Source organism: Sunxiuqinia elliptica (genome assembly GCF_900113005.1).
GTDB lineage: Bacteria > Bacteroidota > Bacteroidia > Bacteroidales > Prolixibacteraceae > Sunxiuqinia > Sunxiuqinia elliptica.
Genome location: NZ_FONW01000009.1, coordinates 1 through 21,861 on the forward strand (window position 1 = coordinate 1; position 21,861 = coordinate 21,861).

The window sequence follows — 21,861 nt, forward strand, 5'->3', positions numbered from 1 at the left end:
AAATGGTGCAAAGCCAACCAGGTTGATATACTGTACATACAACCTGGTCGTCCAATGCAAAATGCCTATGTAGAGCGGTTTAATAGGTTGTTCAGGGAAGATGTACTGGATGCTTATTTGTTTGAAGATATGAATCAAGTAAGAAATTTATCCTATCAATGGATGGAGGATTATAACACCAACCATCCTCATGATGCCTTGGGAAAAGTAAGCCCGTGGAAGTATGCAAGCGATTTTTGTATTGGGGGATACCCTAATACAAAACCAGATAAACATTTAAAAGAAATGTCTAATTTAGAGCTGTCTGAAAAGAGGTAAGGCTACAAAAGAGGTAAGGCTACAGCAGTACTTATAATTATTTCTTTTTTGTCAAGTTCTTTCATAATTGCGTACAACGGTTGCTACATGTTGTCGGGGCAGATTTCGGAGAGCGTTCCTGTCCGGAAAGACTGAACGATGATGCGAGAGCCACGGCTTGCACACCACCAAACCCCACTATGCGATATGGCACTGTGTTAGCAAACGTTTTTTGTCATTATAAGTATTCTTTCTTTTAATCTATTTTCATAAAAATTCTCAGGCAAATCAATCATTGCAAAAACTAAAGGTTCGATTACTTCTACGAGGTATAGCAACAAAATTGGAATATATGTATAGAGATAACTCCATAAATTCTCGATATCATCTTGATTAGAGAAAATGAAATTTAGATTTTGTATTTCAGTCTTATTGTTTTTGTTTCGAGTTGTCGATAAATGCAATGCTTTATTTGTAAGATTAATTAAACTATCTGGGTTGTTTTGATTAAAAATCCATTCATAAATTTCTTCTTCAGTCAATGATTTTGCACCTAAAAGAAGTGATAATGATTCTTTTATTAGTTCTTTCTTTTTTTCTTCCTTAAGATAGTTTACGTCAAATGTTTCTTTGTTATTAAAGTTATTTAAGAATTCATCGTCAAATAATAATCTTAAAAATACTGGTAAATGATATACAAAAGGTTTGCGAAGCAATGAAAAAGTAACAGTTAATCTTTTTCTTTTGGAAGCTGCTAGCGCTTCTTGCAGAAAGTAACAAACATCTATTATTAATGCATCAACAAGACTTTTTCTTACGAAATTGTCATGTTCCTCAAATTTTTCCTTCCTCAATAGATAATCAAAGATGTGTTCATCTTCTTTCAAATCATTTTCTGATTCTAAGTCAAACTTTTGATAGCGTAACTCATTGTAAGTTTCATCGACAATAAACTCTTCGATTTGGCGTACAAATAATTCACACTGCTTGTGTTTATTCCAGTATTTTTCAGGTAAGTATAAGTATTCGTTATCTAAGTTCATCAAACAATCTATTTTCAAATTTTATTCTGGGATTATTCGTATTAAAAGTTTAAGAGGAGTTTATAATTATCCAGAACTACATCTATTGCGGAATCTTTTTCGTACTCCTCCGCTGGCGCAAATTTCCAATTTGAGCCTTGCCCTTCAAGGCAACTAACTTCTTGCTTTTACAAGCAAGGCAGGTTTATAAAACCGCGCCAGCAAGAGGTAATTTTTTTCTATTAATTTGATTTGTATTTGGTTCATTAGTAATTTCATAGATCTCAATATTTTCTGGCAAATGATTTGATATCAGCTTTAAATATTTCTGTCTTACATCTTGTTTACAGTTTAGCCCAAAAACAATTTCTTTCAGTTTACCAGGGTAATTATAAAGACCAGATTTCTCTTCAACGTATCTCCATTCTCGCTCGTATGACCAACAGGTTGGTTTTGTTGCAATTGCCAATTGCAAAGTTGGATCATTAAAACAGATTCTTTGAATATTCTCACCTGTCGCCATAAAATCAACTTGTACTAAAAAACCATCAGGATTATGCTTTGGTAATATATCACTATAATTAACTTTTAAACAATGATCTTTATTAGCAAGTTTATTTCCTTTCTTGACTTCGAATCCTAATGCAATTCCTTTAGAATTTCCACCGTAATGGGACCACATTAATTGATCTAATGAGGTTTCTGATAAACTAAATATGCCAACTTCATTTAATTGTTTATCAAAATTCATATAAGTATTGTTTGGGTTTGAAGTTATTCTGCCTGTTTTTCTAGTTATAAAATCCCTTGATGATTCGTATTGATGTCCAAAATCCCTTTTTAAGAATTTCTTTAAATATTCTTTAGTTTGTTTCGGAGTTAATCCGTAAAAATCTGATCTTTTATTAATAGACATTTGAGCACTATGAACAAATCCTGAAATATGACCCTGTTTAGATTCTAGAATCTTGTTATTTATCCAGTCTTTTGCAATTTCTTGTATTGAACACTCAAAAGGATCATTTAATCCAAGTGCATTTGAAAGCCAAACTTTCTTATCTGTAAATATTTTCTCTGTATTTTCGTTATCTTCTCTGTATTTATATAATATCATAATATTCACCAAATATGCCTTCAAATTCTCCTTAACGGTCACTTGCAAGTTGTCGTTGCTGATTTCAAAAAATGTTAGTGTCCGCTAGGACATGACGGTCAAGAAAGAAGCACAGACAACGTCCCCCACCGTCCCCGCTATAAAATTTACACATTGTAACCAGCCGTATTTTTTGTTAGAAAGGTAAGTCATCTGTCTCTGTTTTTGGAGTTATTCCTCCGAGTTTTTTACCTAGATAAGTCGAAATTGCTGACGTTACTTCAACAACTAATTCAACTTCTAAATATTCAGGTGCTTTCCCTTCTCTTAAATGTCTTCCTTGTTCTGACGTAAACCCCCAAATCTTTGTCACTGCTTGGTCAAGTGGAGGAGGAATCGCTCCGGGAAATTTTTTCATTAGGTCTCCAAGTGTTGATTTTTTGTCTCCAGTAAATTCTCTTGTGACACATTCTAAACAAGCTAATGAATGTTGAATCGCTCCTGTTAGGTCAGGTGTTGGTCGTCTAGACAAGTCGTTAAGTGCTTCTCTAATCTCTATCTTAGCTGTTTGAAGTTCTGCTATTTCAAGAACTGCTTCGACTGTTTTTACAGCTATTTCAAATACGTCATCACCCCGGGTTTCAATCTGGTCATTTACAATTTTCCAGCCTATTCCATTTGTAATAAAGTATTCATTTATCTCATTTGTAAATGTTGCTTTGTCTTGTGGGTTTAGTTTCTGAATGATTGTTTCGATTATGTCATAAACTAAATACCATTCACAATAATCTAAATGTTGTCCTACTTCATCGTCAATGTTTGGATATTCAGACCAGTTATTGTTGTCTGGGGGTATTTTTAGAACTCTTGTTGTTATTGCTCTTAAGTCAGATGGTTTCTTATTTAAGCCATAAAAAGCCATTCTTAAAAATCCGCGAAGTCCTATTGGAGCGTCTTCTCGAACAGTAATTTCTTTTTCTTCTATAGAAAAGAGTCCTTGTCTTTTTGAAAATGTTTCTTTATTCATCATTATCGTTCTTATTCTTTTAATGAGGCTGGCAATGTTCTAGTGTTTTATCCATCGTCCATGCGAGGCATTAAATTAGTAATAATAATTGATATTGTTAGTTTGTTTTTATTTGAGTTGTAAATGATGGATAAAGTATAGTTGGAGAATTCTCCGGCGACCCGCCGCTGGCGCAAATTTGCATTTTGTGCCTTGCCCTTCAAGGCAACTAACTTCTTGCTTTTACAAGCAAGGCACGGTTTGCAAAACCGCGCCAGCAAAGAGGAAAACCAGTCTCAAAGCCCAATGAAATAGTAAATACTAACACCCACGTATGTGTTGGTGCGAACCTCCTTCATCCAATGATCTTTAAGCTTATACCTGATAAAGGGGGCAATTGAGACGGAATGTGCTGAACCTATTTGTTGCCTCGCCCCTGCAGACAAGCAAAGATCAGCCATGAATCTTGAGCTCTCGGAGTAGTTGCTATACTTCGTGACATCAATCCAGTTGGGGTTATTTTTATTCTGGCTTTCTGCTTTGCCGCTTATTAACCAGCCACAATATGTTCCAAACATCAGAAAAAATCTTTGTCCGATTGACTTTTCAATGAGCAAGGGAATAGCCAACTCATGGGCTGACCGCCTGAAATAAGTCGCCGTAGCGAATGTTTTCTTCCAACGACTATACGAGTAGTTAACACCTGAAATAAGCGAGAGCTCATTCTTCAACGGATGTTTATAGAGCAATTCAAAGCCGGGATTAATCGGCATAAAATGCTCATCATGCTCTCGGTCGTTCGAAATGTAATGAGCTAACTGCAGGTTAAATCCAAAAGCATGATTTGACTCTTGTCCAAAAGAATTGGAGCAACTAAGAAAAGCTAAAAACAGTATTCCGGTAAGATGTATCCAATGCCTGGCTGACTTCATATTTTCAGTTTTAGAGCTGACTGATCGTTGATTGAAGATAACTAATTCATGGGATAAATACCTGATGTTAGCCAACATAGTTCAATGACGTCCTTACAAAAGAGCTCCGACCTTTTCAATAAAGATCAGAGCTCTTGTTACCTATATCTTCAGTAAAGCTTACGGCCGTTCAAACTCGTTCACGCTTTTCACTTTAAATACGCGGGAAGATTCCCCGTTGACCATTTCGTAGTTCACCTGGCGCATCTTGTTGGTTCCTGCAATGGGAAAGCGCTGGCTCAGGATCGTTTCAACAATGGCAAACTCATCGCCGCCCTCGTAGCCTTGGTTGATGGAAGAATCGAATTTGATATCCTGAAAGTAAACATCGCTCATAGACTTGCGATTGTTTACCGAATAGGCAATCACCGTTCCTTTGGTGGTTTCTTCGTTGCGAATGAAAACCACCACTTCGGGCGAGCCATCACTGTTCAGGTCTTCCACTTCGGCCCAAACCACCTGCCCATCCATTTCGTGCTCAACCGAACGGTTTGAGATCTCCAATCCAAAGGGTGCAATGGTTAGCCAGTTTTTACCTTCCTTCATTTTGCTCGATACGTGAAAGCCAATTCCCTGCAGTTGCAGCACCTGGCTAAAAAGGGTTTGATCAACCTGCTCCGGATCCAACTCCTCCGCTATTTTCTGATAACTACCAGCAACGGTTGCTCCTCCTGAGCAATAGAAATACAACACGCCTTCATCTTCCGCCTTTTCAGTCTTAATGGTTAGTTGATCGCCTTCAAAAGCAAACAAAACCGGTTTTTCATCCACCACTGCACGAAAAACGCCTTCCGAGATCTCCCGGGCCGTAACATCCCAGGTACAGGTTGGCCGCTTTTTATCCGCCCGTGAGCGAACAGCAATGGCAAGCTGCTTTTCATTCTTCTGTACAACCTTCACGCCCACCCAATCATAGCCTTCACTTCGCTTGAAATAATCGGGCGTCACATAATTCCCAGCAATCGTCTTTTTGACCGTTTTTTCAACAGCGTTCTCCACAACCACCGACTCTTTTTCGGCTTCTGATTTATTCGCTTGAGGTCCGCAGGCAATCAGCATGGTCCCCACCAGTCCACTCAGTAATATTCTTTTTGATCGTTTCATCTTCATCCGTTTTTACAATTTTCAAACCTGTAATACAATTTATATCGCAAATAAAAATCCGGCTTCTAAAAACCGGATTTTATAAAATATCTTTTGTTGCAGTTGGTTTTACCAGCTTCCGCCAGCGCCGCCGCCACCGAAACCTCCGCCGCCGAAGCCACCAAAGCCTCCGCCGCCGAAGCTTCCACCACCACTGGAGAAGTTACCAAACGAACCACCATGACTCCGTCCGGATCCCATCATGCCGCCCATTAGCAACCAAAATGGCAGGCTACTTCCTCGTGCTCCGGTGCTATAATAACGTCGTCGTCCCCGAAAAATTGGAATGATAAAGAAGAAAATGATAAACAGCAAAAAGATAAACGGAAATCCGCCACTCCCTCCTGAGGCTTTCTCGTGATATTCCTGTGCCGAGAATTCACCTTTGGCCAGTCCCATAATGACCTGCGTTCCGGCATATAAGCCGCCAAAGGTGTCGCCTTGTTTAAACCGAGGAATCATCTCGTAGTCGATGATATCACGATTAGCGACAGCATCGGGAATCACCCCTTCCAAACCATAACCTACTGCGACAAATATCTGTCCACGTTCAGCATTGGTTTTGGGTTTAAACAACACAACAACTCCATTATCCTTGTCTTTCTGACCAATTCCCCACGCTTCGCCTAGTCGAAAAGCAAAATCAGACGCTGGATAACCATTCAGGCTAGGAACAGTTACAACTGCAATCTGATTTGATGTTTCGCGGGCAAACTGTGCGAGTTCCATTTCAAAACGTTGTTCCTCCGCATCGGACAACACATTGGCTAAATCATTAACCAACCGTGGCGGATTCGGACGTTCAGGAATCTCCTGTGCCCAACTGGTGAGACTTACAAAAAGTGTTAGTACAAGTATGATTTTTTTTAACATATCCTCTATTTTTCACCAAACGAAATTTCGTCTGATAATTCATTTACATCATCCGTTTGATAGGGGAAATGAGCCTTAAGCTGTTCTCCGGCCATCGTAATTCCCGCTGACAATCCATTGGCAAAATGGCTTTCCTTAAACTGTGTTAGCATGTTTGCCTTAATGGATTCCCAAAAGTTTTCCGGGACTTTCGCATTGATTCCGGCATCTCCCAAAATGGCAAACTTACGATCTGCTACCGCCAAGTAAAACAGGACGCCATTGCGTAGTTCTGTTTTGTGCATACTTAGCTTCTCGAACCAATAAGCAGCACGATCCAATACATCTTCCGGGCATTTCCCTTCCACATGCACCCGAATCTCTCCCGAGGTGTTTAACTCGGCCTGCTTAATGGCATCAGTTATTTGTTTTTTCTCTTTTTCTGAAAAGAATGTTTGTGCTGACATACACTTGCTTTTTTAGTCAAAACTTACTTCAGGTGCTTTCTCTGCTCCCTGATCTGCTTCAAAGTAGGCTTTCTTATCAAAGCCGAACAGATTCGCATAAATATTTTTTGGGAAAGTACGGATATACGTATTGAATGCGCGGGCACTTTCGTTAAACTTCCGACGCTCAACGGTAATCCGGTTTTCAGTTCCTTCCAACTGAGCCTGCAAATCCAAAAAGTTCTGGTTGGCTTTCAGGTCAGGGTAACGTTCCACAACCACCATCAATCGGCTCAAAGCCGAGCTCAAGCCCGATTGCGCTTGCTGAAACTGTTGCAAAGACTGCGCATTCAAATTCTCAGGCTTAACGTTTACAGCCGTTGCCTTTGAACGAGCTTCGATCACTCCTTCCAGGGTTTCCTGCTCATGAGCCGCATATCCTTTCACGGTATTCACCAAGTTGGGGATAAGATCTGCCCGACGTTGGTACACGTTCTCAACTTGTGCCCAGTTCGCATTGACCGCCTCATCCTGAGTCACCATATTATTATAAGTTCCTTTTACCGAGGAATAAATCAACAACACCACAACGGCGATAACCGCTAAAATGATCCAAGTCTTCTTCATATTTTCTAAATTAAAGCCAAGACGCAAGACTTTCTGATTCTCAAATTTCCGGATGGTAGCCCCAAACCCTTATTTTAAAACCGCTATCCTTTGTGTCAAAAAATCTTTTGTCCTGAGTGTTTTATTATTTTAAAACTATCTATCCAAAATTCAATAAAAAACGATTGAACTCTCCCATATATTCCCTAACAATCCAATGAACGATTGGTGCATTCATCCTACCTTAAACTTCTCAATCTCTTCGATCTTCCCTTTATCCTTCCTCCAATAGTAAGCTTAAAATCTACCATTCAAAGTCGTCCGAATATTTGAGAAGCCATACATCTAAATCCAAATGTCCGAAGTATAAATATCACAAAACCGAACGAAAATCAATGTTTGTTTTCGGGGAAAGTCCCAATTTTGTCGTTAGAGCTAATTATTCAAAAGGTGAACCAAAAAATTCCGGTTATGACAAAAATAGAATTTCAAGCAGCAATCCGAGAAGGTATTCCAAATCCACTTCCCCCCAAAAAAGCCTATGAACCGGCTATCAATCACGCCCCCAAGCGAAAAGACATTCTCTCGAAAGCTGAAAAAATTCAAGCATTAAAAAATGCACTGCGTTATTTCCCGGAAGAGCAACATGCCATTTTGGCACCTGAGTTCGCTGAAGAGCTCAACACTTATGGGCGGATCTACATGCTCCGACTGCGTCCGGATTACGAGATGAAAGCTCGGCCAATTAGCGACTACCCAGCTCATTCAACTCAAGCAGCCAGTATCATGCTGATGATCCAAAACAACCTGGATTATGCCGTGGCCCAACATCCACACGAGCTCATTACCTACGGAGGCAATGGGGCTGTTTTCCAAAACTGGGCACAGTATCGCCTTTGCATGAAATACTTGTCTGAAATGACAGATGATCAAACCCTTGTTTTATACTCAGGCCATCCGATGGGACTTTTCCCATCCCATCCCAATGCGCCACGGGTAGTAGTCACCAATGGGATGGTGATCCCGAATTATTCGGGACGTGATGACTACGAACGTATGAATGCGCTTGGAGTCACTCAATACGGACAAATGACTGCAGGTTCATTCATGTATATCGGACCACAGGGAATTGTGCATGGAACCACCATTACCGTGATGAACGCCGCTCGCCTGCAAGGAGCCACCGACATGGCTGGAAAAATCTTCGTTTCTTCCGGCTTAGGCGGTATGTCAGGCGCTCAGCCCAAAGCAGCTAAGATTGCCGGTATGGTTGGAGTCGTTGCCGAGATTAACCCCAAAGCCACACAGGTTCGTCATGAGCAAGGCTGGGTTGACGAGGTTTATGAAAATCTGAATGAGCTAATCGTTCGGATGCAGGAAGCCAAACAAAACAAGGAAGCGGTTTCAATTGCTTACCAAGGTAACATTGTTGATTTGTGGGAAAAATTTGCAGACGAAAATATTGCGGTTGATCTCGGTTCAGATCAAACATCACTGCACAACCCATTTGGAGGTGGCTACTATCCTGCCGGAATCGATTTTGAAACAGCCAAACAAATGCTTGCCGAACAACCTGAACAATTTAAAGAAGAAGTTTATAAAACCCTGCGCCGGCATGTTGCAGCAATCAATAAACTGACTTCAAAAGGCATGTATTTCTGGGACTATGGTAATGCCTTCCTATTGGAAGCTGGCCGTGCCGGAGCGGATGTGTTTAAAGCGGATCAGCAATTCCGCTATCCATCCTATGTACAAGATATTATGGGCCCGCTGTTCTTCGATTACGGCTTTGGCCCTTTCCGCTGGGTATGTACCTCGGGAGATCCCATTGACCTGGCGCAAACAGATGAGATTGCAGCCGAAGTACTGCGCGAAATCTACCAACATTCTCCCGCTGAAATTCAATCGCAAATGCAGGACAACATTCATTGGATTGAAGAAGCAGGTAAAAATCAATTGGTTGTTGGTTCTCAAGCCCGCATCCTTTATGCCGATGCAGAAGGACGCATCAAACTGGCACAAGCTTTTAACCAAGCAATTCGGGATGGAAAGATCTCTGCTCCGATTGTTCTGGGGCGCGACCACCACGATGTTTCAGGAACGGATTCACCTTACCGCGAAACATCAAACATCTATGATGGCTCGGCCTTTACGGCTGATATGGCCATCCAAAACGTCATTGGGGATTCATTCCGGGGAGCCAGCTGGGTTTCCATTCACAATGGTGGTGGCGTTGGCTGGGGCGAGTCAATCAACGGCGGCTTTGGGCTCACCATTGATGGCAGTGCCGAATCAGACAAGCGCTTAGCAATGATGCTTCATTGGGATGTGAATAATGGGATTGCCCGTCGTAACTGGGCTGGGAACTCATCAGCTGTTTTTGCCATTAAGCGAGCTATGGAAGCCAATCCCAACCTTAAAGTAACCTTACCTCATGAGAGCTCTGATGAGATGTTAGACGGTTTATTTTAGGCTTGTTCAGCCCTGTATTTTTTTAGCGTAAAACTGAAGGTACTTCCGCGTCCTACTCGGGATTGAATTTCTAGTTTACCACCGTTCATTTCGATGAACTCGCGGCATAAAATCAGACCAAGTCCCGAGCCTTTTTCGTTGCCTGTACCATAAGTTGACAAGTGGTCGTTAGGATCTAAAAGACGAGGCAAATCTTTCTCCGGAATTCCGACGCCATTGTCTTTAATACTTACCTCAATGAAGTCAGTATCCTCATCTTTTATCAGAATGTTGACCTTGCCTTCTTCCGGGGTAAATTTGATGGCATTTGAAAGTAAATTTCGGATAACCAAGTCAATCATGTTGTGGTCTGCGTTAACTAAAACATCATCAGAGATAGCCGATTTCAAAGTGATCTTTTTACGAGCAGCAATCCGGGTATTTAAAATGATGTTGTTTTTAATCACCAAATTCAGCTTCAGCTTTTCCGGTTTAAATTGAATGCTATTTTTCTGGGTTTTAGCCCATAAAAGCAAGTTGTCGAGCAAAAAATAAGTACTCTCAGCTTCATCACGAAGCTCCTCAAGGATTTGGTTCCGAAGTTCTTCATTGAACATCTCTGGGAATTCAGCCAGCTGACTAACCATGTCTTTAAAAGCCCCAATCGGATTACGCAAATCATGTCCAATAATCGACAAAAACTTATCCTTGGTTTGATTTACCCGCAACAACTCTTCGTGCTGATCCGTAATCTGCTTATTCTTTTCCTGTAAAAGAATATTTGACTTTGTTCGGGCTTTGTTGTAACTCAATGACAAAGCAATAACGACAATCAACAAACCAACAGCAATAATCAAGGTACGCGACTGTGTTTTTTGACGAGTTAATTGCAAATCTTTAATTTCATTATCCTTTTGCAACAGTTCAATCTCACTTTCCTTCTCTGAAATATTAACTTCAGCGCGGTGCAATGCCAGTTGATGGTGCTGCCTTTCACGAATCAACGAATCCGAAATGGCCACAAAGTGCCGATAGCTGCTCAGTGATTCCTGATAACGATTTTGAGCTTCGAGTATTTGAGATTTTAAGAGATAACACTCCTGAACTAATTCTTGGATTCCCATTGTTTCGGCTAACTGCAAACTATTTTCTGTCTGACTCAAGGCGCTATTCAAATTTCCTTTCTCAAAATCCAACTCTGCTAAAACCAATTGAGCATGCACAACACCTTCCTGCATGTTTGCCTGCTTAAATACCGTTAAGCACTCTTCTGCATATTGCTTGGCTTTCGCTCTTTCGCCTAACTTAAAATAGGTATCAGCCATACCAACCTTTGCTACCGCCATATAAAAAGCAGAAACTTCATGCTGGTCTGCCAAGTCAAAAATCTGGTCATAATACTTTAAGGCCATCTCGTAATGCCCTTGATCTTTGTAGATCTCTCCAATATTATTCAAGACCATGACTTTACCTAAATAATTGCTTTCCGCCTCGTAGGTTCTGAGTGTTCGTCGGTAATATTTTAATGCCAAATCATAATCTTTCCAACTATGATAGTTTACAGCAATGTTGTTTAAAATACGGGAAGAAATTGTTCGATTGCCAACAGATTCGAAATAGCGCAAGGCCTCAGTCATGTAACGTAGCCCTTCTGCCCGTTCGCCCGTGGTGGTATAAATGGCTCCTATGTTTAGGCGAGCTCGGGCTTCCCGGTCCTCCATCTTGTTAGCGATGGCTGTTTGCAAGGTTTCCTGAAAAAGATGCAGCGCCTGATCATAGTTGCCGATATTCATGTAATAAGCTGCCAGTGCACTTTTACCTACACTTATGTACTTGGCATCTCCAAGCCCTTCAGCTCGCTCCAAGCCTCGATCAATATAAGGCTTCGCTTTTTGAAACTCACCAACATTGATGTAGCCATTCCCAATAAGCAAATAGCTATAACACGTTTGCTCCAGATTAGCAACCGTATCAACAACGGCTAAAGCACGCTCAGCAAATTCAATACTTTTTAATGGATTGGTATAGCTATATACTTCCGATACTTCCAGGTAGAGGTCAGCCAATGCAGTTCCTTCTTTTCCGGGAACCAACGTCATTAAGCTGTCAATTTTGGAGTTTCCTGCCAACGAGACAAACTGAACCAATAGCCACAGGGCAGGCATGATGATACGAACCAATAACTTATTCAAGACAAACCCTTTATATTGTTAGGTAAAAATAAACTTATTTACCAGCTTGTCAAAAATAAATTAAGAAAACATCAGTTGATATGGACGTGAAATTTCATTTCGCAACTCTTCGACTCCAAAACTGCGGCTTTTACGAAAATACTCATGCCCATCGAACAAAACGACGACGGTGGGTACTGTAAAAATCCGGTTCTGAGCCGCCACTTCCGGAGCTTGATTTAGGTTGACGTAGAGCGCTTTCATTTTGGGAAAATTTTCGGCAAGCATTTCACCTACTTTCGGCTTTAAGACATGACATACCTGGCACTCTTCAGTAGAATAATAAACAAGAAGAGCTGACTCCTCAGCAAGCAGCTTAGCATATTCTTCACACGAAGTAACTGTTTCAAACATCTTTAATAAGCTCCTATACTTAATAAGACCAACGTACAAGCCTCTTCAGCCTTAATTCCTCTATCTTCCAGTTTCTGAGCAAACTCTTTATTCTCAGTCCCCGGGTTAAAGATTACCCGCTGAGGCTTTAAGCTTAAAACATACTCATAATAACTTGGCTGATGCTGTGGTCCAACATAAAGCGTAACCGTATTGACATCATCATAGGTCTTTTGATCGGTGTCAAAAACAACATCTTCCACTTCTCCTTTTCGGGGCGCAATCGCAACCACCTGGTGCCCATGCTTCCGCAAAGCCCGTATTGCTTTGTTCGAATACCGTTCGGGCTTCGTGCTTGCTCCTATTACCAATGTTTTTTTACTCATCATTTTTTCATTAATAGAACAACTGCATGTGCTGAAATTCCCTCTTCACGGCCCTCAAAACCGAGTTGTTCCGTTGTTGTTGCTTTGATTGAAATGGCATCCTCATCAGCAATACTCATGACCTCGCGTAATTTGGCAGCCATTGTTGGAATATGATCCTTTAGCTTCGGTTTTTGTGCTGCAACAGTAATGTCGGCATTTCCCAGCACATAGCCTTTTTCTGCAACAAGCTTCTGCACTCGCTCCAAAAGTATTTTACTGTCAATGGCTTTGTAGTCGTTGGAAGTATCCGGAAAATGGTAACCAATATCCCGCATATTTACTGCTCCCAACATGGCATCACAAAGCGCATGAATTAATACGTCGCCATCCGAGTGGGCAACCGTTCCTTTATCGTGTTGAATGAGAACACCGCCTAGCCAGAGGGTTTCTCCTTGGGCCAGACGGTGTACATCATATCCGTATCCTATTCGAATTGGGTTCATCGTCGTTGATTTCTAAATGACTCGAAGTCAAATGAGAGCGAAAACCGCAGGGTGTTTTCCAAGGGGTGATTTCGCTCTGTGGGTATTAAGTAGGCAAAATCCAGCGAAAAAACATTGAGTTTTAGGCCAGCTCCAGCCGTAATAAATTTTCGGTTTCCTTTATTTTCATGCTCGTAAAAGTATCCTGCACGCAAAGCAAATTGCTCATTGTACCAGTACTCTGTACCAAACGAAAAATTAATCTCTTGCAATTCTTCTTTAAAGCCTCCTGGCGCATCACCAAAGGAGCTAAAAATACCTGAAATAACTGATTTATCTTCGCCGTAACGATTTCCGAAGATATCAGTAGTATCAACACTTGGGGTTGGAACCAACAGCTTGTTCACATCGAAATAAAACCCAATTGTATTGTAGCGATCCAGCTCAGTTTTATATCCAGCACCAAGTTTCAGGTTGGTTGGAATAAAGTCTTTCGTTTCCCCATCGGTATAAGAAATTTTACTACCAATATTCGAAATATTAATACCTGCTGAAATCGTTGACTCCTTCCGGTTCACCCGAATTTCATTTTGGTAATAAAAAGCGATATCTGCAGCGTAAGAATTTCCTGCCGTAGAAGGAACGCCATTCACCATTTGTCCACCGGTCAAATCGGACCGAATATAGCGTAATGCTACGGAACCTGAAAAATTATCTGATAGCAAACGGGTATAAGCAACATCAATAGCAAACTCATTCGGACTTTGCTGCCCTTCAAAATTACCTACATCACTCATAAACGAGATATCTCCTAAAGCGAAGTAGCGCAATGAAGCACTGATTGTTTGTAAATCATCCAACCTTTTGTATCCTACTAAATAAGCCAGGTTAATGTCATCAACCAAATTACGCAACCAAGGTGTATAAGACAGGCCAATCCCCATCTCACTTTCAATAAATGCATACTTGGCCGCATTCCAATGCTGCGAATTCATATCTGGCGAAGATGCAACACCGGCGTCTCCCATTGCTCCAGCTCTGGAGTCAGGTGCAATAGACAAAAACGGTACCCCGGTTGAAATTGTGTTAGCCCCTGTTGTTGAGTTGTGATTTTGCCCAAAGGTCTTAATAGTCAAAAAACTAAGTCCAATAAAGACTGTAAGAACTGCGAATCGTCTTTTCATGTATAAGTGTTTCAAAAAATTGAATTGCAAATATATATCATTGTAGCAGAGTTCCCAAGCAGGAAAACTCAAAAGTGAAAACGTTAGCTTAGCTAAAAAAGTATACTCTCACCCTATTAATATTTTGAAATAATGATTTTTCCCGTTTTACTCGCTTCATATCCATCTTCCGATGTAATCATCACCCGATACAGGTAAGCTCCACTTCGAATGAGTGCCTGACTCTCGTTAATCTGCCAAACCAGCGGTAAACTTTGCCCTCCAGTCGAACCAATACGCTTATTGATAACTTCAATCAAGCTTCCCGCTAAATTGAAAACCTCAATTTTTGTATCAAATGATTCATCAGGCCGGTTATGGTAAAAAATAATCTCCGTTCTTTCTGTTGCCGGGTTTGGATAAGCTTCCACTTCGCTTATCTCTAATGACTCATTCACCACAAAACGAATTTCAACCTCCGTTGAATTGTTAACAACATCCCAAACTTTTAACTTCAAGCGATGTTCTCCCGCCGTCAGTCCACTCATTGGATACAGGATTTGTCCCTTGGTATAGCTATCCTTATCACTTAAGTAATAATCATTCAGTATTAGCATGTTGGTATAGTCATCATCAAGGACAGCTGTAATATCATGCCCAATGCCAACACCGATGGTATTGATTCCACTTGCATCTTCCACATCAGCAATCAGCAAGGCGTTTTTTCCAACTTCATCGCCCGACTGAAAATCCGGACGATCCATGTATAAGTTTACAGAAGGTCCTTGCCGGTCGTCAACAACACTCCCGGAACTACCACCAATTTTGAAATCCTGAAATACCCCATGAGCATCAACTGTTCCATCATTGGCGTAATAGCTAATTTTCCCCTGCCCGATTGCATAAGAAATATCTTTAGGTACAATGAAGGTAAATTCAAACTCCCCATTGGTTACTGTGGTAACTCCTTTGTAAATCACATTATTTTGAACGTCGAATTGAAAAGGATCTTCTCCCCCATTTCCGAGTGTTTCCACTTCGTATTTTTTGTCGTAAACAACAGCAATCAGCTCGCCATCAAAATCAGACAATACCTGCCCCGCGTTCGTAGAGACATTTCCGGCAACCTTTACTACCGATAAAGCGCCAATCGTATCGGTTAAACTTTCTACAGACTGCCCATTGATGGTTTCTGTTTCCACATGATACTGCGGAAAAGCTAGCCGCAGCGCTGGATCTGCCAGTAGTGTGAAATTTCGCTTGTTAATACCGGTGTTTACCCCATTTTTTGCTCGCTTCAGAATATCTCCCATTCGCAGGTTATTTCCCTGTTCATCCTGCTCGAAAACATGCTCATAGAATGATTTACTCAAAATAAAATTGGGAGTAGAATAAACCACCCGAGTGGTACTGAAAAGGCCAATTCCTCCGCCATTGGGATTAAACAGAATATGCTCCCCGCCCGAACTTTCATCGGCATCAAAACGACTGATTTCACAGGTTGCTGTTACAAATATCGGTAACTTATTCGTATTCGACCAATTATCGATTTCACTGGGACCAAGTACCTTTTCATGGGCCAAAGCAGTCTCATTTGCATGCCCAATGTAGTTCAAGATAAGCACTCCTTCTTTTACCCGATTATTGATTGCCTCAGTAACTCCCGGATAACGTTCACCTCCCGTTGTCGACTTTTCTTCATAAGCATCAAAATAAATTTTGTCGGTGTAAAAGGAAGGATTCTTCTCATTAACCATATCTGCCAGGGCATCGGCCTGCCGCATGTGTGTGTTCACATCTTCATCATCACCAATGAAACAAATGGTGTTTCGCCAATCCCCCAGAGCTTCAGGCAAAGCATAGCTTTTAATCTTATCAACAGCGATCTGGGCCTCCTCAACGGTATTTGCAGGAATTCGCCCAATTCCCAAGTCAATCAGCCCAGTGTACTCCCCTTCTCCTGCATCCAGCAAAACAAAAAAGTCATCGGTTACAAACGATGATGTTGGCACCAACGAGTTTGGAGACTGATAAGTCAGGATGAAGTTGGTTGCATTGCCAGTAATGTTCTTATTATCGTAACTTCCATCTCCAAACAAAAGTACATACTTCAAGGAGCTTCCTGGTTGATCGTACAAACATTTCAAGAAATTACGAATTCCTGCAACATCTGGAGCACCTCCAGAAAACTCATTGTATATTACAGCCGGAGTAAGCACCTTAGTTGTTAGCTGATCATTCTCGAGGTGAAACTGAGCCAACTCGTTGGCTTGAGTCAAAAAATCAGGGTGAGAGATAATGACCATATCCACTCCTGACAATTGATGCAGGTTCTGATTATTCACATCACCAACCAATTCAACTTCTGGCAAACTTCCGGTTGTTTTAAAAGCAACATATTCCTTTAGCTCATCTGAATGATCGTTAAAAACAACTACTGAACCGCTTCCCGAAAACGAAATGTCTTTAGGGGAAACATGATTTGTAACATCCCAAATTGTCAAGTTTGTCCCTGAAGTTGACAAAGTGTAACGGCTGATATTCCCAGTACCAACACCCTTCACATCCCGGAAAAGTAATTGATTCCCCACTTCTATTTTGCTTCGGTAATTGATTGTAATGTAATCGAGCCAAGCGCGGGCATTACTATTCGAAGCCTGGTAGCTTAAGTTAACATCCAGTGTGCCTGTTACCCCATTTACTTCAAAGTCTCCCTCATTTAAAGAAGCATAAAGCCCAATTGCATCGCTTGTGTTCACTGCGGCAAAATCGATATTGCCAGCCAATGAGTTATTAAAACGAACGGCCATTTTTGAAGTGCTGCTAGACCTTGCAGCTCCAACAACAGAAACTCGAAGAGGACTCCCTGCTGCAACCGAATTTAATGGGATTGAAACCGACCGAGACTGATTGTTCAGAAACTTTTCACCAAACCAACGACGTCCCGAATGAATCAAGTTTTCCAACTCCTGCTCATAAAAAGCCCTTTCTGAATAGCTTGTTGTTTCATAAGTAGGCGTTCCCGTGACTGCTTCAGCGGAAGGAACTGTTTTTACACTTCCCTGATCGGTTAAAAAATAATAAGCAGCATCCGCATAATCATTCCGTAGAGGAGTGAAGTTCCCAGTCTCTTCATTGAGTTTCCAATCAACAGTTCCCGTTGCATAAAAGAAAATACAGCTGTTTCCGGCACCATCTTGCCCATGCATTATGGCATTTTGCTCCAAGTCATCAAAATAGAAGGTATCATTCATCTTGGGAAGCATGTATCCTCCATTTCCATAAATGGATACTTTTGCAGGATCGCTAAATCCCCAGCTTTGTAACTGGCTATAGGGGATTTTATGCACCCCATTCTCTTTCGTTTTTATCTTAACCCATTTTCCTGATGCCAGTACCGATGAATTTTTCCAGCTTTCGCCAACTGCTGCTTGCACGTTCTTTTGATAAGAACTTGTCACCTCCCAATCGAAACTCTTTAACCGTTGCTGCACGCCTTCCTTTTCAACCAGAGGAACAAACTCAACAATTGCCTGAAAACCATCTTTGCCTTGGACATAACGAGGACTCACCTCAATAACAGAACTCAAGCTACCCGCTACTTCCAACTCTTTCTCAACAGGCTCAAAAACCGGATTAACCAATTTCAGTCGCTCAGTTCCTTTCTGCAAAACAACCGCCTCTTGATAAAGTGGCACCCCCTGATCATTCACATATAAACCACCAGTCGCACTTTTTATCCAATCAATTTCTCGATGAAGCTCTTGTCCTAAAACAACTCCGGTTAAAATAGCTAGTACTAAAATTAGTAGAGGTTTCTTCATTCGTTTAAGTTATTTATTACAAAGGAGTTTACAAGTACACGTCAAGGCAAACTCTCCTTATTCATGCCACTTCTGCTAATCATTTGTTTTCTGTCCAAACAACTGATATTGAAAAATAGGCTAACAGATTAGTTTAAAAACGTTGTCAAAAGTACATTATTGTAAATAAAGATATTTAATAAATCTGGATAAAAAATTCATTAACAATCTTTCAGAAAAGGCAAAAATACGAAGAGTAATCAACAATTTCTTCTGAAAAAGTTGTCAGATGCAAACAATAAGAATTGAACAATTTAGTTATATTTGTGCATAATAAAATCAAACTGTAAATACTGATGATGAAATTTAAAGCCTTATTATTTCTAGGTTTGGCTGTCATGGTGACAGGCTGTGGATTGTTAGGTAAAGGTGGAAAAGGAGGCAAAAAAACATCCAGCACAACTGGTTGGGAATACAACAACCCCGACAATGGTGGTTTTCAGGCCGATGGAGATTACAACCAACTTACCGGACCAGGCTTAACTTTTATTGAAGGTGGAACGTTCACCATGGGACGTGTTGAGCAAGATGTCATGTATGACTGGAACAACATGCCTCGACGGGTAACTGTCGCTTCCTTCTACATGGATGAAACAGAAGTTTCAAATCTTGATTACCGCGAATATATTTTCTGGCTGCAGCGAGTTTATCCCCAAAATCCGGAAAAATTAGAAGCTGCTTTACCCGACACTTTAGTTTGGCGGAAAGAGCTAGCCTACAACGAACCCTATATTGAAAATTATTTTCGTCACCCTGCATACAGCAACTACCCTGTCGTAGGTGTTTCTTGGCTCCAAGCTGATGCTTACTGCAAATGGAGAACGGACCGGGTAAACGAGAAAATATTGGTTGACCGCGGTGTCATTCAACACGACGCCTCCCAAGGAGGACAAAATGTATTTACAACAGACACCTACCTTGCTGGTCTTTTCCAAGGAACAGATGGTGACAAACCCTACGAAGATGCATCAGGGAATCCTCGTCGCTTACAATGGGAAGATGGTGTGCTTTTACCAAGCTATCGTTTACCAACAGAGGCTGAGTGGGAATATGCCGCTTACGGCTTGATTGGAAACACCGATGGAGAGCTTTTAACCGAACGTAAACTTTACCCATGGAGCGGAAGCTACCTAAGAGATGATTCGAAAAAGAACCGAGGACAAATGATGGCTAACTTCGTTCGTGGACGAGGTGATATGATGGGTATGGCTGGATCTCTTAATGACAATGCAGACATTACAGCTCCGGTTAATTCATACAATCCAAATGACTATGGCCTGTACTGTATGGCTGGGAATGTCAACGAATGGGTTGCAGATGTTTACAGACCATTGAACCAAGAAGATGTTGAAGAATTTCAACCGTTCCGTGGAAACATATTTACCCAATACCGCCGCGATGATGATGGCAACTTACTCCGCAATGAGTTTGGTGAGCTGATTCAGGACACCATTGCAGATTATCGTAATTTCCGCGATGGAGACTACCGCTCTCAAATCATTGAAGGACAAAGCTGGGAGGATCAAAAAGATCAGCTGTCAACGCAGGACATGTATATCAAAGAAGATGAGGCCGGACAATTCTCCTCATTGATTTCAGACAATGTACGTGTATATAAAGGAGGTTCTTGGAAAGACCGTCCTTACTGGTTAATTCCTGGCACCAGAAGATACCTGGAAGAAGATCAGGCCACAAACGATCTTGGATTCAGATGTGCCATGACGCGCGTTGGAAGTCCCCAAGGCTTATAGATAAAACAACAACGAATACAATAACCCATTAAACCTCATTTGAAAAAATGGGGTTTATTTTTTCCCAAATATGAAAATAGAACAGCTTCATCAACTTTTCCTAAGTTATCCAACCGTTACGACAGATAGTCGACAAATTACACCAGGGAGCCTCTTTTTTGCATTGAAAGGCCCCAACTTTGATGGAAACCAGTATGCCGCAGATGCCCTCACCAAGGGAGCTGCCTACTGTATTGTTGATGACCGTTCACTCCCTAACAACGAACAGTTCATTATCGTTGAAGATGTTTTAACAGCCTTACAGCAACTCGCTGCCTTTCACCGCCAACAGTTCCAAATTCCAGTTCTGGGCATTACGGGCACTAATGGTAAAACCACAACCAAAGAACTAATCGTCGCAGTACTTCAACAAAAATACAAGGTCACTTATACGCAAGGCAACCTGAACAACCACATTGGCGTTCCTTTAACCCTGCTCTCGATAACCGAAAAAACAGAGGTGGCTGTCATTGAAATGGGAGCCAATCATCCCGGGGAAATAAAACTACTGAGCCAGCTCGCTGACCCAACATTAGGAATAATTACCAATATTGGAAAAGCACACCTTGAAGGCTTTGGTTCCTTTGAAGGAGTCATAAAGACCAAGTCAGAACTCTACGACCATCTACGCAAGCACGACCGAGCTTGCTTTATCAACACAGACAACCAACTCTTGACACAACAAGCTGCAGGACTTGAACAGCTCAGCTATGGCCAACAAGAAAGTGCAGACTTACGTGGCGAAATTCAGGACTCGCCCTACTACTTGACAGTCAAAGCGCTGTTTCCAAAAGGCTGGCTTTATCTGAAATCAAAATTAATTGGAGCTTACAATACCGAAAATATTCTGGCTGCTGCCCGCATTGGTATGTATTTTAAGATTGACCCGCTGCTAATCCAAAAGGCAATTGAAAATTATGCTCCAACCAATAATCGGTCACAGCTAATGACGGTTGGAACAACCAAAATTATCATGGATGCATACAATGCCAATCCAACAAGTATGCATGCTTCCTTAGTCAATTTTGAAGCCATTAGTCACCCCAACAAAATTGTGATCCTGGGTGATATGCTGGAACTGGGGTCTCAATGCGAAGTCGAACATCAAAAGATTGCAGATGAAGTTGAAACCATGACTTTGGCTCATAAATTCCTAGTCGGGAAAGCGTTTGCTCAAACACGAACTTCCTCAAAAACAAAGAAGTTCGACAATGTCGAACTTCTTTCTGACTACCTATATCAACAAAAACTAACAGAAAATAGTCTTGTTCTAATTAAGGGTTCCCGAGGAATTAAACTCGAAAAAGCCCTTGAAGTTTTAAAATAAGACTATTGTTATAAACTATAGAAAATTAATTTGCTGGTTTTTCAACGTTCAATACTTCAGCAATAGCTTGCTCCAAGGTCTCCTTTGGCAAAGCTCCCTGAGCCATTTGTGGCTGACTGTCTTTAGGAACAAACAACAAGCTTGGAATACTTTGAATTCCAAACATAGCTGATAATTCACGCTGATCTTCAGTATCTACTTTGTAAATTTTAATGGTATCTCCATACTCTTTTTGAAGCTCTTCCAATACCGGAGCGATCATTTTACAAGGACCACACCAATCAGCGTAAAAATCAATCAAGCAGGGCTCGCTACCTTCGTACTTCCAATCTTTATTTTGTTCAAAATTGAAAACTTTCTCTTTAAATGTCTCTTTGGTTAAATGTTCTAACATGACTTTCTATTTTTATTATGCAA

19 protein-coding genes are annotated in these 21,861 nt (G+C 41.1%); 4 read left to right on the forward strand and 15 right to left on the reverse strand.

Going from position 1 to position 21,861, the window contains the following annotated elements; translation table 11 throughout:
- On the forward strand, nt 1–318 hold a 318-nt coding region (locus tag BM156_RS14930), incomplete at its 5' end, for an integrase core domain-containing protein (RefSeq protein WP_139218301.1).
- A gap of 197 nt (nt 319–515) precedes the next feature.
- On the opposite strand, the gene BM156_RS14935 is transcribed toward BM156_RS14930, so the two are convergent.
- The 8 genes from BM156_RS14935 to BM156_RS14970 all read right to left on the reverse strand — a co-directional run bounded on the left by BM156_RS14935 (nt 516) and on the right by BM156_RS14970 (nt 7,457).
- The gene (locus BM156_RS14935) at nt 516–1,340 is read right to left on the reverse strand and encodes a hypothetical protein (RefSeq protein WP_093920702.1); all 825 of its coding nucleotides are present in this window, start codon (nt 1,338–1,340) and stop codon (nt 516–518) included.
- Nucleotides 1,341–1,524: 184 nt separating this feature from the next.
- Nucleotides 1,525–2,433 (reverse strand): DUF2971 domain-containing protein, encoded by a 909-nt coding sequence (locus BM156_RS14940; protein ID WP_139218302.1) that lies wholly within the window; start codon nt 2,431–2,433, stop codon nt 1,525–1,527.
- 175 nt (nt 2,434–2,608) lie between these two features.
- A complete protein-coding gene (locus tag BM156_RS14945; RefSeq protein ID WP_212733527.1) occupies nt 2,609–3,442 on the reverse strand; it encodes an AbiJ-NTD4 domain-containing protein in 834 nt (277 codons plus the stop codon).
- 272 nt (nt 3,443–3,714) lie between these two features.
- Nucleotides 3,715–4,350 (reverse strand): outer membrane beta-barrel protein, encoded by a 636-nt coding sequence (locus BM156_RS14950; protein WP_170846973.1) that lies wholly within the window; start codon nt 4,348–4,350, stop codon nt 3,715–3,717.
- 159 nt (nt 4,351–4,509) lie between these two features.
- Nucleotides 4,510–5,493 carry a hypothetical protein gene (locus BM156_RS14955; RefSeq protein WP_139218303.1) on the reverse strand — a complete coding sequence of 328 codons (984 nt, stop codon included), beginning with the start codon at nt 5,491–5,493 and terminating at the stop codon, nt 4,510–4,512.
- Between the two features lie 108 nt (nt 5,494–5,601).
- A complete protein-coding gene (locus tag BM156_RS14960; protein WP_093920706.1) occupies nt 5,602–6,405 on the reverse strand; it encodes a TPM domain-containing protein in 804 nt (267 codons plus the stop codon).
- Between the two features lie 5 nt (nt 6,406–6,410).
- Nucleotides 6,411–6,851, reverse strand: a complete 441-nt coding sequence (locus BM156_RS14965; protein WP_093920707.1) for a TPM domain-containing protein — start codon at nt 6,849–6,851, stop codon at nt 6,411–6,413.
- A gap of 12 nt (nt 6,852–6,863) precedes the next feature.
- A complete protein-coding gene (locus BM156_RS14970) occupies nt 6,864–7,457 on the reverse strand; it encodes a LemA family protein (RefSeq protein ID WP_093920708.1) in 594 nt (197 codons plus the stop codon).
- A gap of 450 nt (nt 7,458–7,907) precedes the next feature.
- Between BM156_RS14970 and BM156_RS14975 the strand changes: the two genes are divergently transcribed.
- Complete coding sequence (locus tag BM156_RS14975) at nt 7,908–9,908, forward strand: urocanate hydratase (RefSeq protein WP_093920862.1); 2,001 nt, start codon at nt 7,908–7,910, stop codon at nt 9,906–9,908.
- Here the strand turns inward: BM156_RS14975 and BM156_RS14980 are convergent.
- The 6 genes from BM156_RS14980 to porU all read right to left on the reverse strand — a co-directional run bounded on the left by BM156_RS14980 (nt 9,905) and on the right by porU (nt 18,288).
- Nucleotides 9,905–12,079 (reverse strand): ATP-binding protein, encoded by a 2,175-nt coding sequence (locus BM156_RS14980; RefSeq protein WP_139218304.1) that lies wholly within the window; start codon nt 12,077–12,079, stop codon nt 9,905–9,907. The two genes, BM156_RS14975 and BM156_RS14980, sit on opposite strands and share 4 nt — an antisense overlap.
- Before the next feature lie 60 nt (nt 12,080–12,139).
- Nucleotides 12,140–12,472: a thioredoxin family protein gene (locus BM156_RS14985; protein ID WP_093920710.1), complete on the reverse strand. Its 333-nt coding sequence runs from the start codon at nt 12,470–12,472 to the stop codon at nt 12,140–12,142.
- A gap of 2 nt (nt 12,473–12,474) precedes the next feature.
- On the reverse strand, nt 12,475–12,840 hold the full coding sequence (locus BM156_RS14990; RefSeq protein ID WP_244525749.1) for a CoA-binding protein: 366 nt from the start codon (nt 12,838–12,840) through the stop codon (nt 12,475–12,477).
- Nucleotides 12,837–13,322 (reverse strand): 2-C-methyl-D-erythritol 2,4-cyclodiphosphate synthase, encoded by a 486-nt coding sequence (gene ispF / locus BM156_RS14995; RefSeq protein WP_093920711.1) that lies wholly within the window; start codon nt 13,320–13,322, stop codon nt 12,837–12,839. The genes BM156_RS14990 and ispF overlap by 4 nt, the downstream gene beginning before the upstream one ends.
- Nucleotides 13,319–14,485, reverse strand: a complete 1,167-nt coding sequence (porV, locus tag BM156_RS15000; protein WP_093920712.1) for a type IX secretion system outer membrane channel protein PorV — start codon at nt 14,483–14,485, stop codon at nt 13,319–13,321. The genes ispF and porV overlap by 4 nt, the downstream gene beginning before the upstream one ends.
- Nucleotides 14,486–14,601: 116 nt before the next feature.
- Nucleotides 14,602–18,288 carry a type IX secretion system sortase PorU gene (porU, locus tag BM156_RS15005; RefSeq protein WP_093920713.1) on the reverse strand — a complete coding sequence of 1,229 codons (3,687 nt, stop codon included), beginning with the start codon at nt 18,286–18,288 and terminating at the stop codon, nt 14,602–14,604.
- 335 nt (nt 18,289–18,623) lie between these two features.
- Here porU and BM156_RS15010 point away from each other — a divergent pair, with 335 nt between their 5' ends.
- Nucleotides 18,624–20,078, forward strand: a complete 1,455-nt coding sequence (locus BM156_RS15010) for an SUMF1/EgtB/PvdO family nonheme iron enzyme (protein WP_244525750.1) — start codon at nt 18,624–18,626, stop codon at nt 20,076–20,078.
- Nucleotides 20,079–20,148: 70 nt separating this feature from the next.
- Nucleotides 20,149–21,444, forward strand: a complete 1,296-nt coding sequence (locus BM156_RS15015) for a UDP-N-acetylmuramoyl-tripeptide--D-alanyl-D-alanine ligase (RefSeq protein ID WP_093920714.1) — start codon at nt 20,149–20,151, stop codon at nt 21,442–21,444.
- A 25-nt stretch (nt 21,445–21,469) separates the two neighbouring features.
- Here BM156_RS15015 and trxA read toward each other — a convergent pair whose 3' ends face one another.
- Complete coding sequence (trxA, locus tag BM156_RS15020) at nt 21,470–21,838, reverse strand: thioredoxin (protein WP_093920715.1); 369 nt, start codon at nt 21,836–21,838, stop codon at nt 21,470–21,472.
- Nucleotides 21,839–21,861 lie beyond the last annotated feature (23 nt).

Bases quoted from the DNA above. Each gene is read 5' to 3' on its own strand.
- BM156_RS14940 (WP_139218302.1), bottom strand. From the start codon at position 2,433: ATGATATTATATAAATACAGAGAAGATAACGAAAATACAGAGAAAATA.
- BM156_RS14970 (WP_093920708.1), bottom strand. From the start codon at position 7,457: ATGAAGAAGACTTGGATCATTTTAGCGGTTATCGCCGTTGTGGTGTTG.
- ispF (WP_093920711.1), bottom strand. From the start codon at position 13,322: ATGAACCCAATTCGAATAGGATACGGATATGATGTACACCGTCTGGCC.
- BM156_RS14935 (WP_093920702.1), bottom strand. From the start codon at position 1,340: ATGAACTTAGATAACGAATACTTATACTTACCTGAAAAATACTGGAAT.
- trxA (WP_093920715.1), bottom strand. From the start codon at position 21,838: ATGTTAGAACATTTAACCAAAGAGACATTTAAAGAGAAAGTTTTCAAT.
- BM156_RS14960 (WP_093920706.1), bottom strand. From the start codon at position 6,405: ATGTTAAAAAAAATCATACTTGTACTAACACTTTTTGTAAGTCTCACC.
- BM156_RS14950 (WP_170846973.1), bottom strand. From the start codon at position 4,350: ATGAAGTCAGCCAGGCATTGGATACATCTTACCGGAATACTGTTTTTA.
- BM156_RS14990 (WP_244525749.1), bottom strand. From the start codon at position 12,840: ATGATGAGTAAAAAAACATTGGTAATAGGAGCAAGCACGAAGCCCGAA.
- BM156_RS14975 (WP_093920862.1), top strand. From the start codon at position 7,908: ATGACAAAAATAGAATTTCAAGCAGCAATCCGAGAAGGTATTCCAAAT.
- BM156_RS15015 (WP_093920714.1), top strand. From the start codon at position 20,149: ATGAAAATAGAACAGCTTCATCAACTTTTCCTAAGTTATCCAACCGTT.
- BM156_RS15010 (WP_244525750.1), top strand. From the start codon at position 18,624: ATGATGAAATTTAAAGCCTTATTATTTCTAGGTTTGGCTGTCATGGTG.
- BM156_RS14965 (WP_093920707.1), bottom strand. From the start codon at position 6,851: ATGTCAGCACAAACATTCTTTTCAGAAAAAGAGAAAAAACAAATAACT.
- porU (WP_093920713.1), bottom strand. From the start codon at position 18,288: ATGAAGAAACCTCTACTAATTTTAGTACTAGCTATTTTAACCGGAGTT.
- BM156_RS14955 (WP_139218303.1), bottom strand. From the start codon at position 5,493: ATGAAACGATCAAAAAGAATATTACTGAGTGGACTGGTGGGGACCATG.
- BM156_RS14945 (WP_212733527.1), bottom strand. From the start codon at position 3,442: ATGATGAATAAAGAAACATTTTCAAAAAGACAAGGACTCTTTTCTATA.
- BM156_RS14985 (WP_093920710.1), bottom strand. From the start codon at position 12,472: ATGTTTGAAACAGTTACTTCGTGTGAAGAATATGCTAAGCTGCTTGCT.
- porV (WP_093920712.1), bottom strand. From the start codon at position 14,485: ATGAAAAGACGATTCGCAGTTCTTACAGTCTTTATTGGACTTAGTTTT.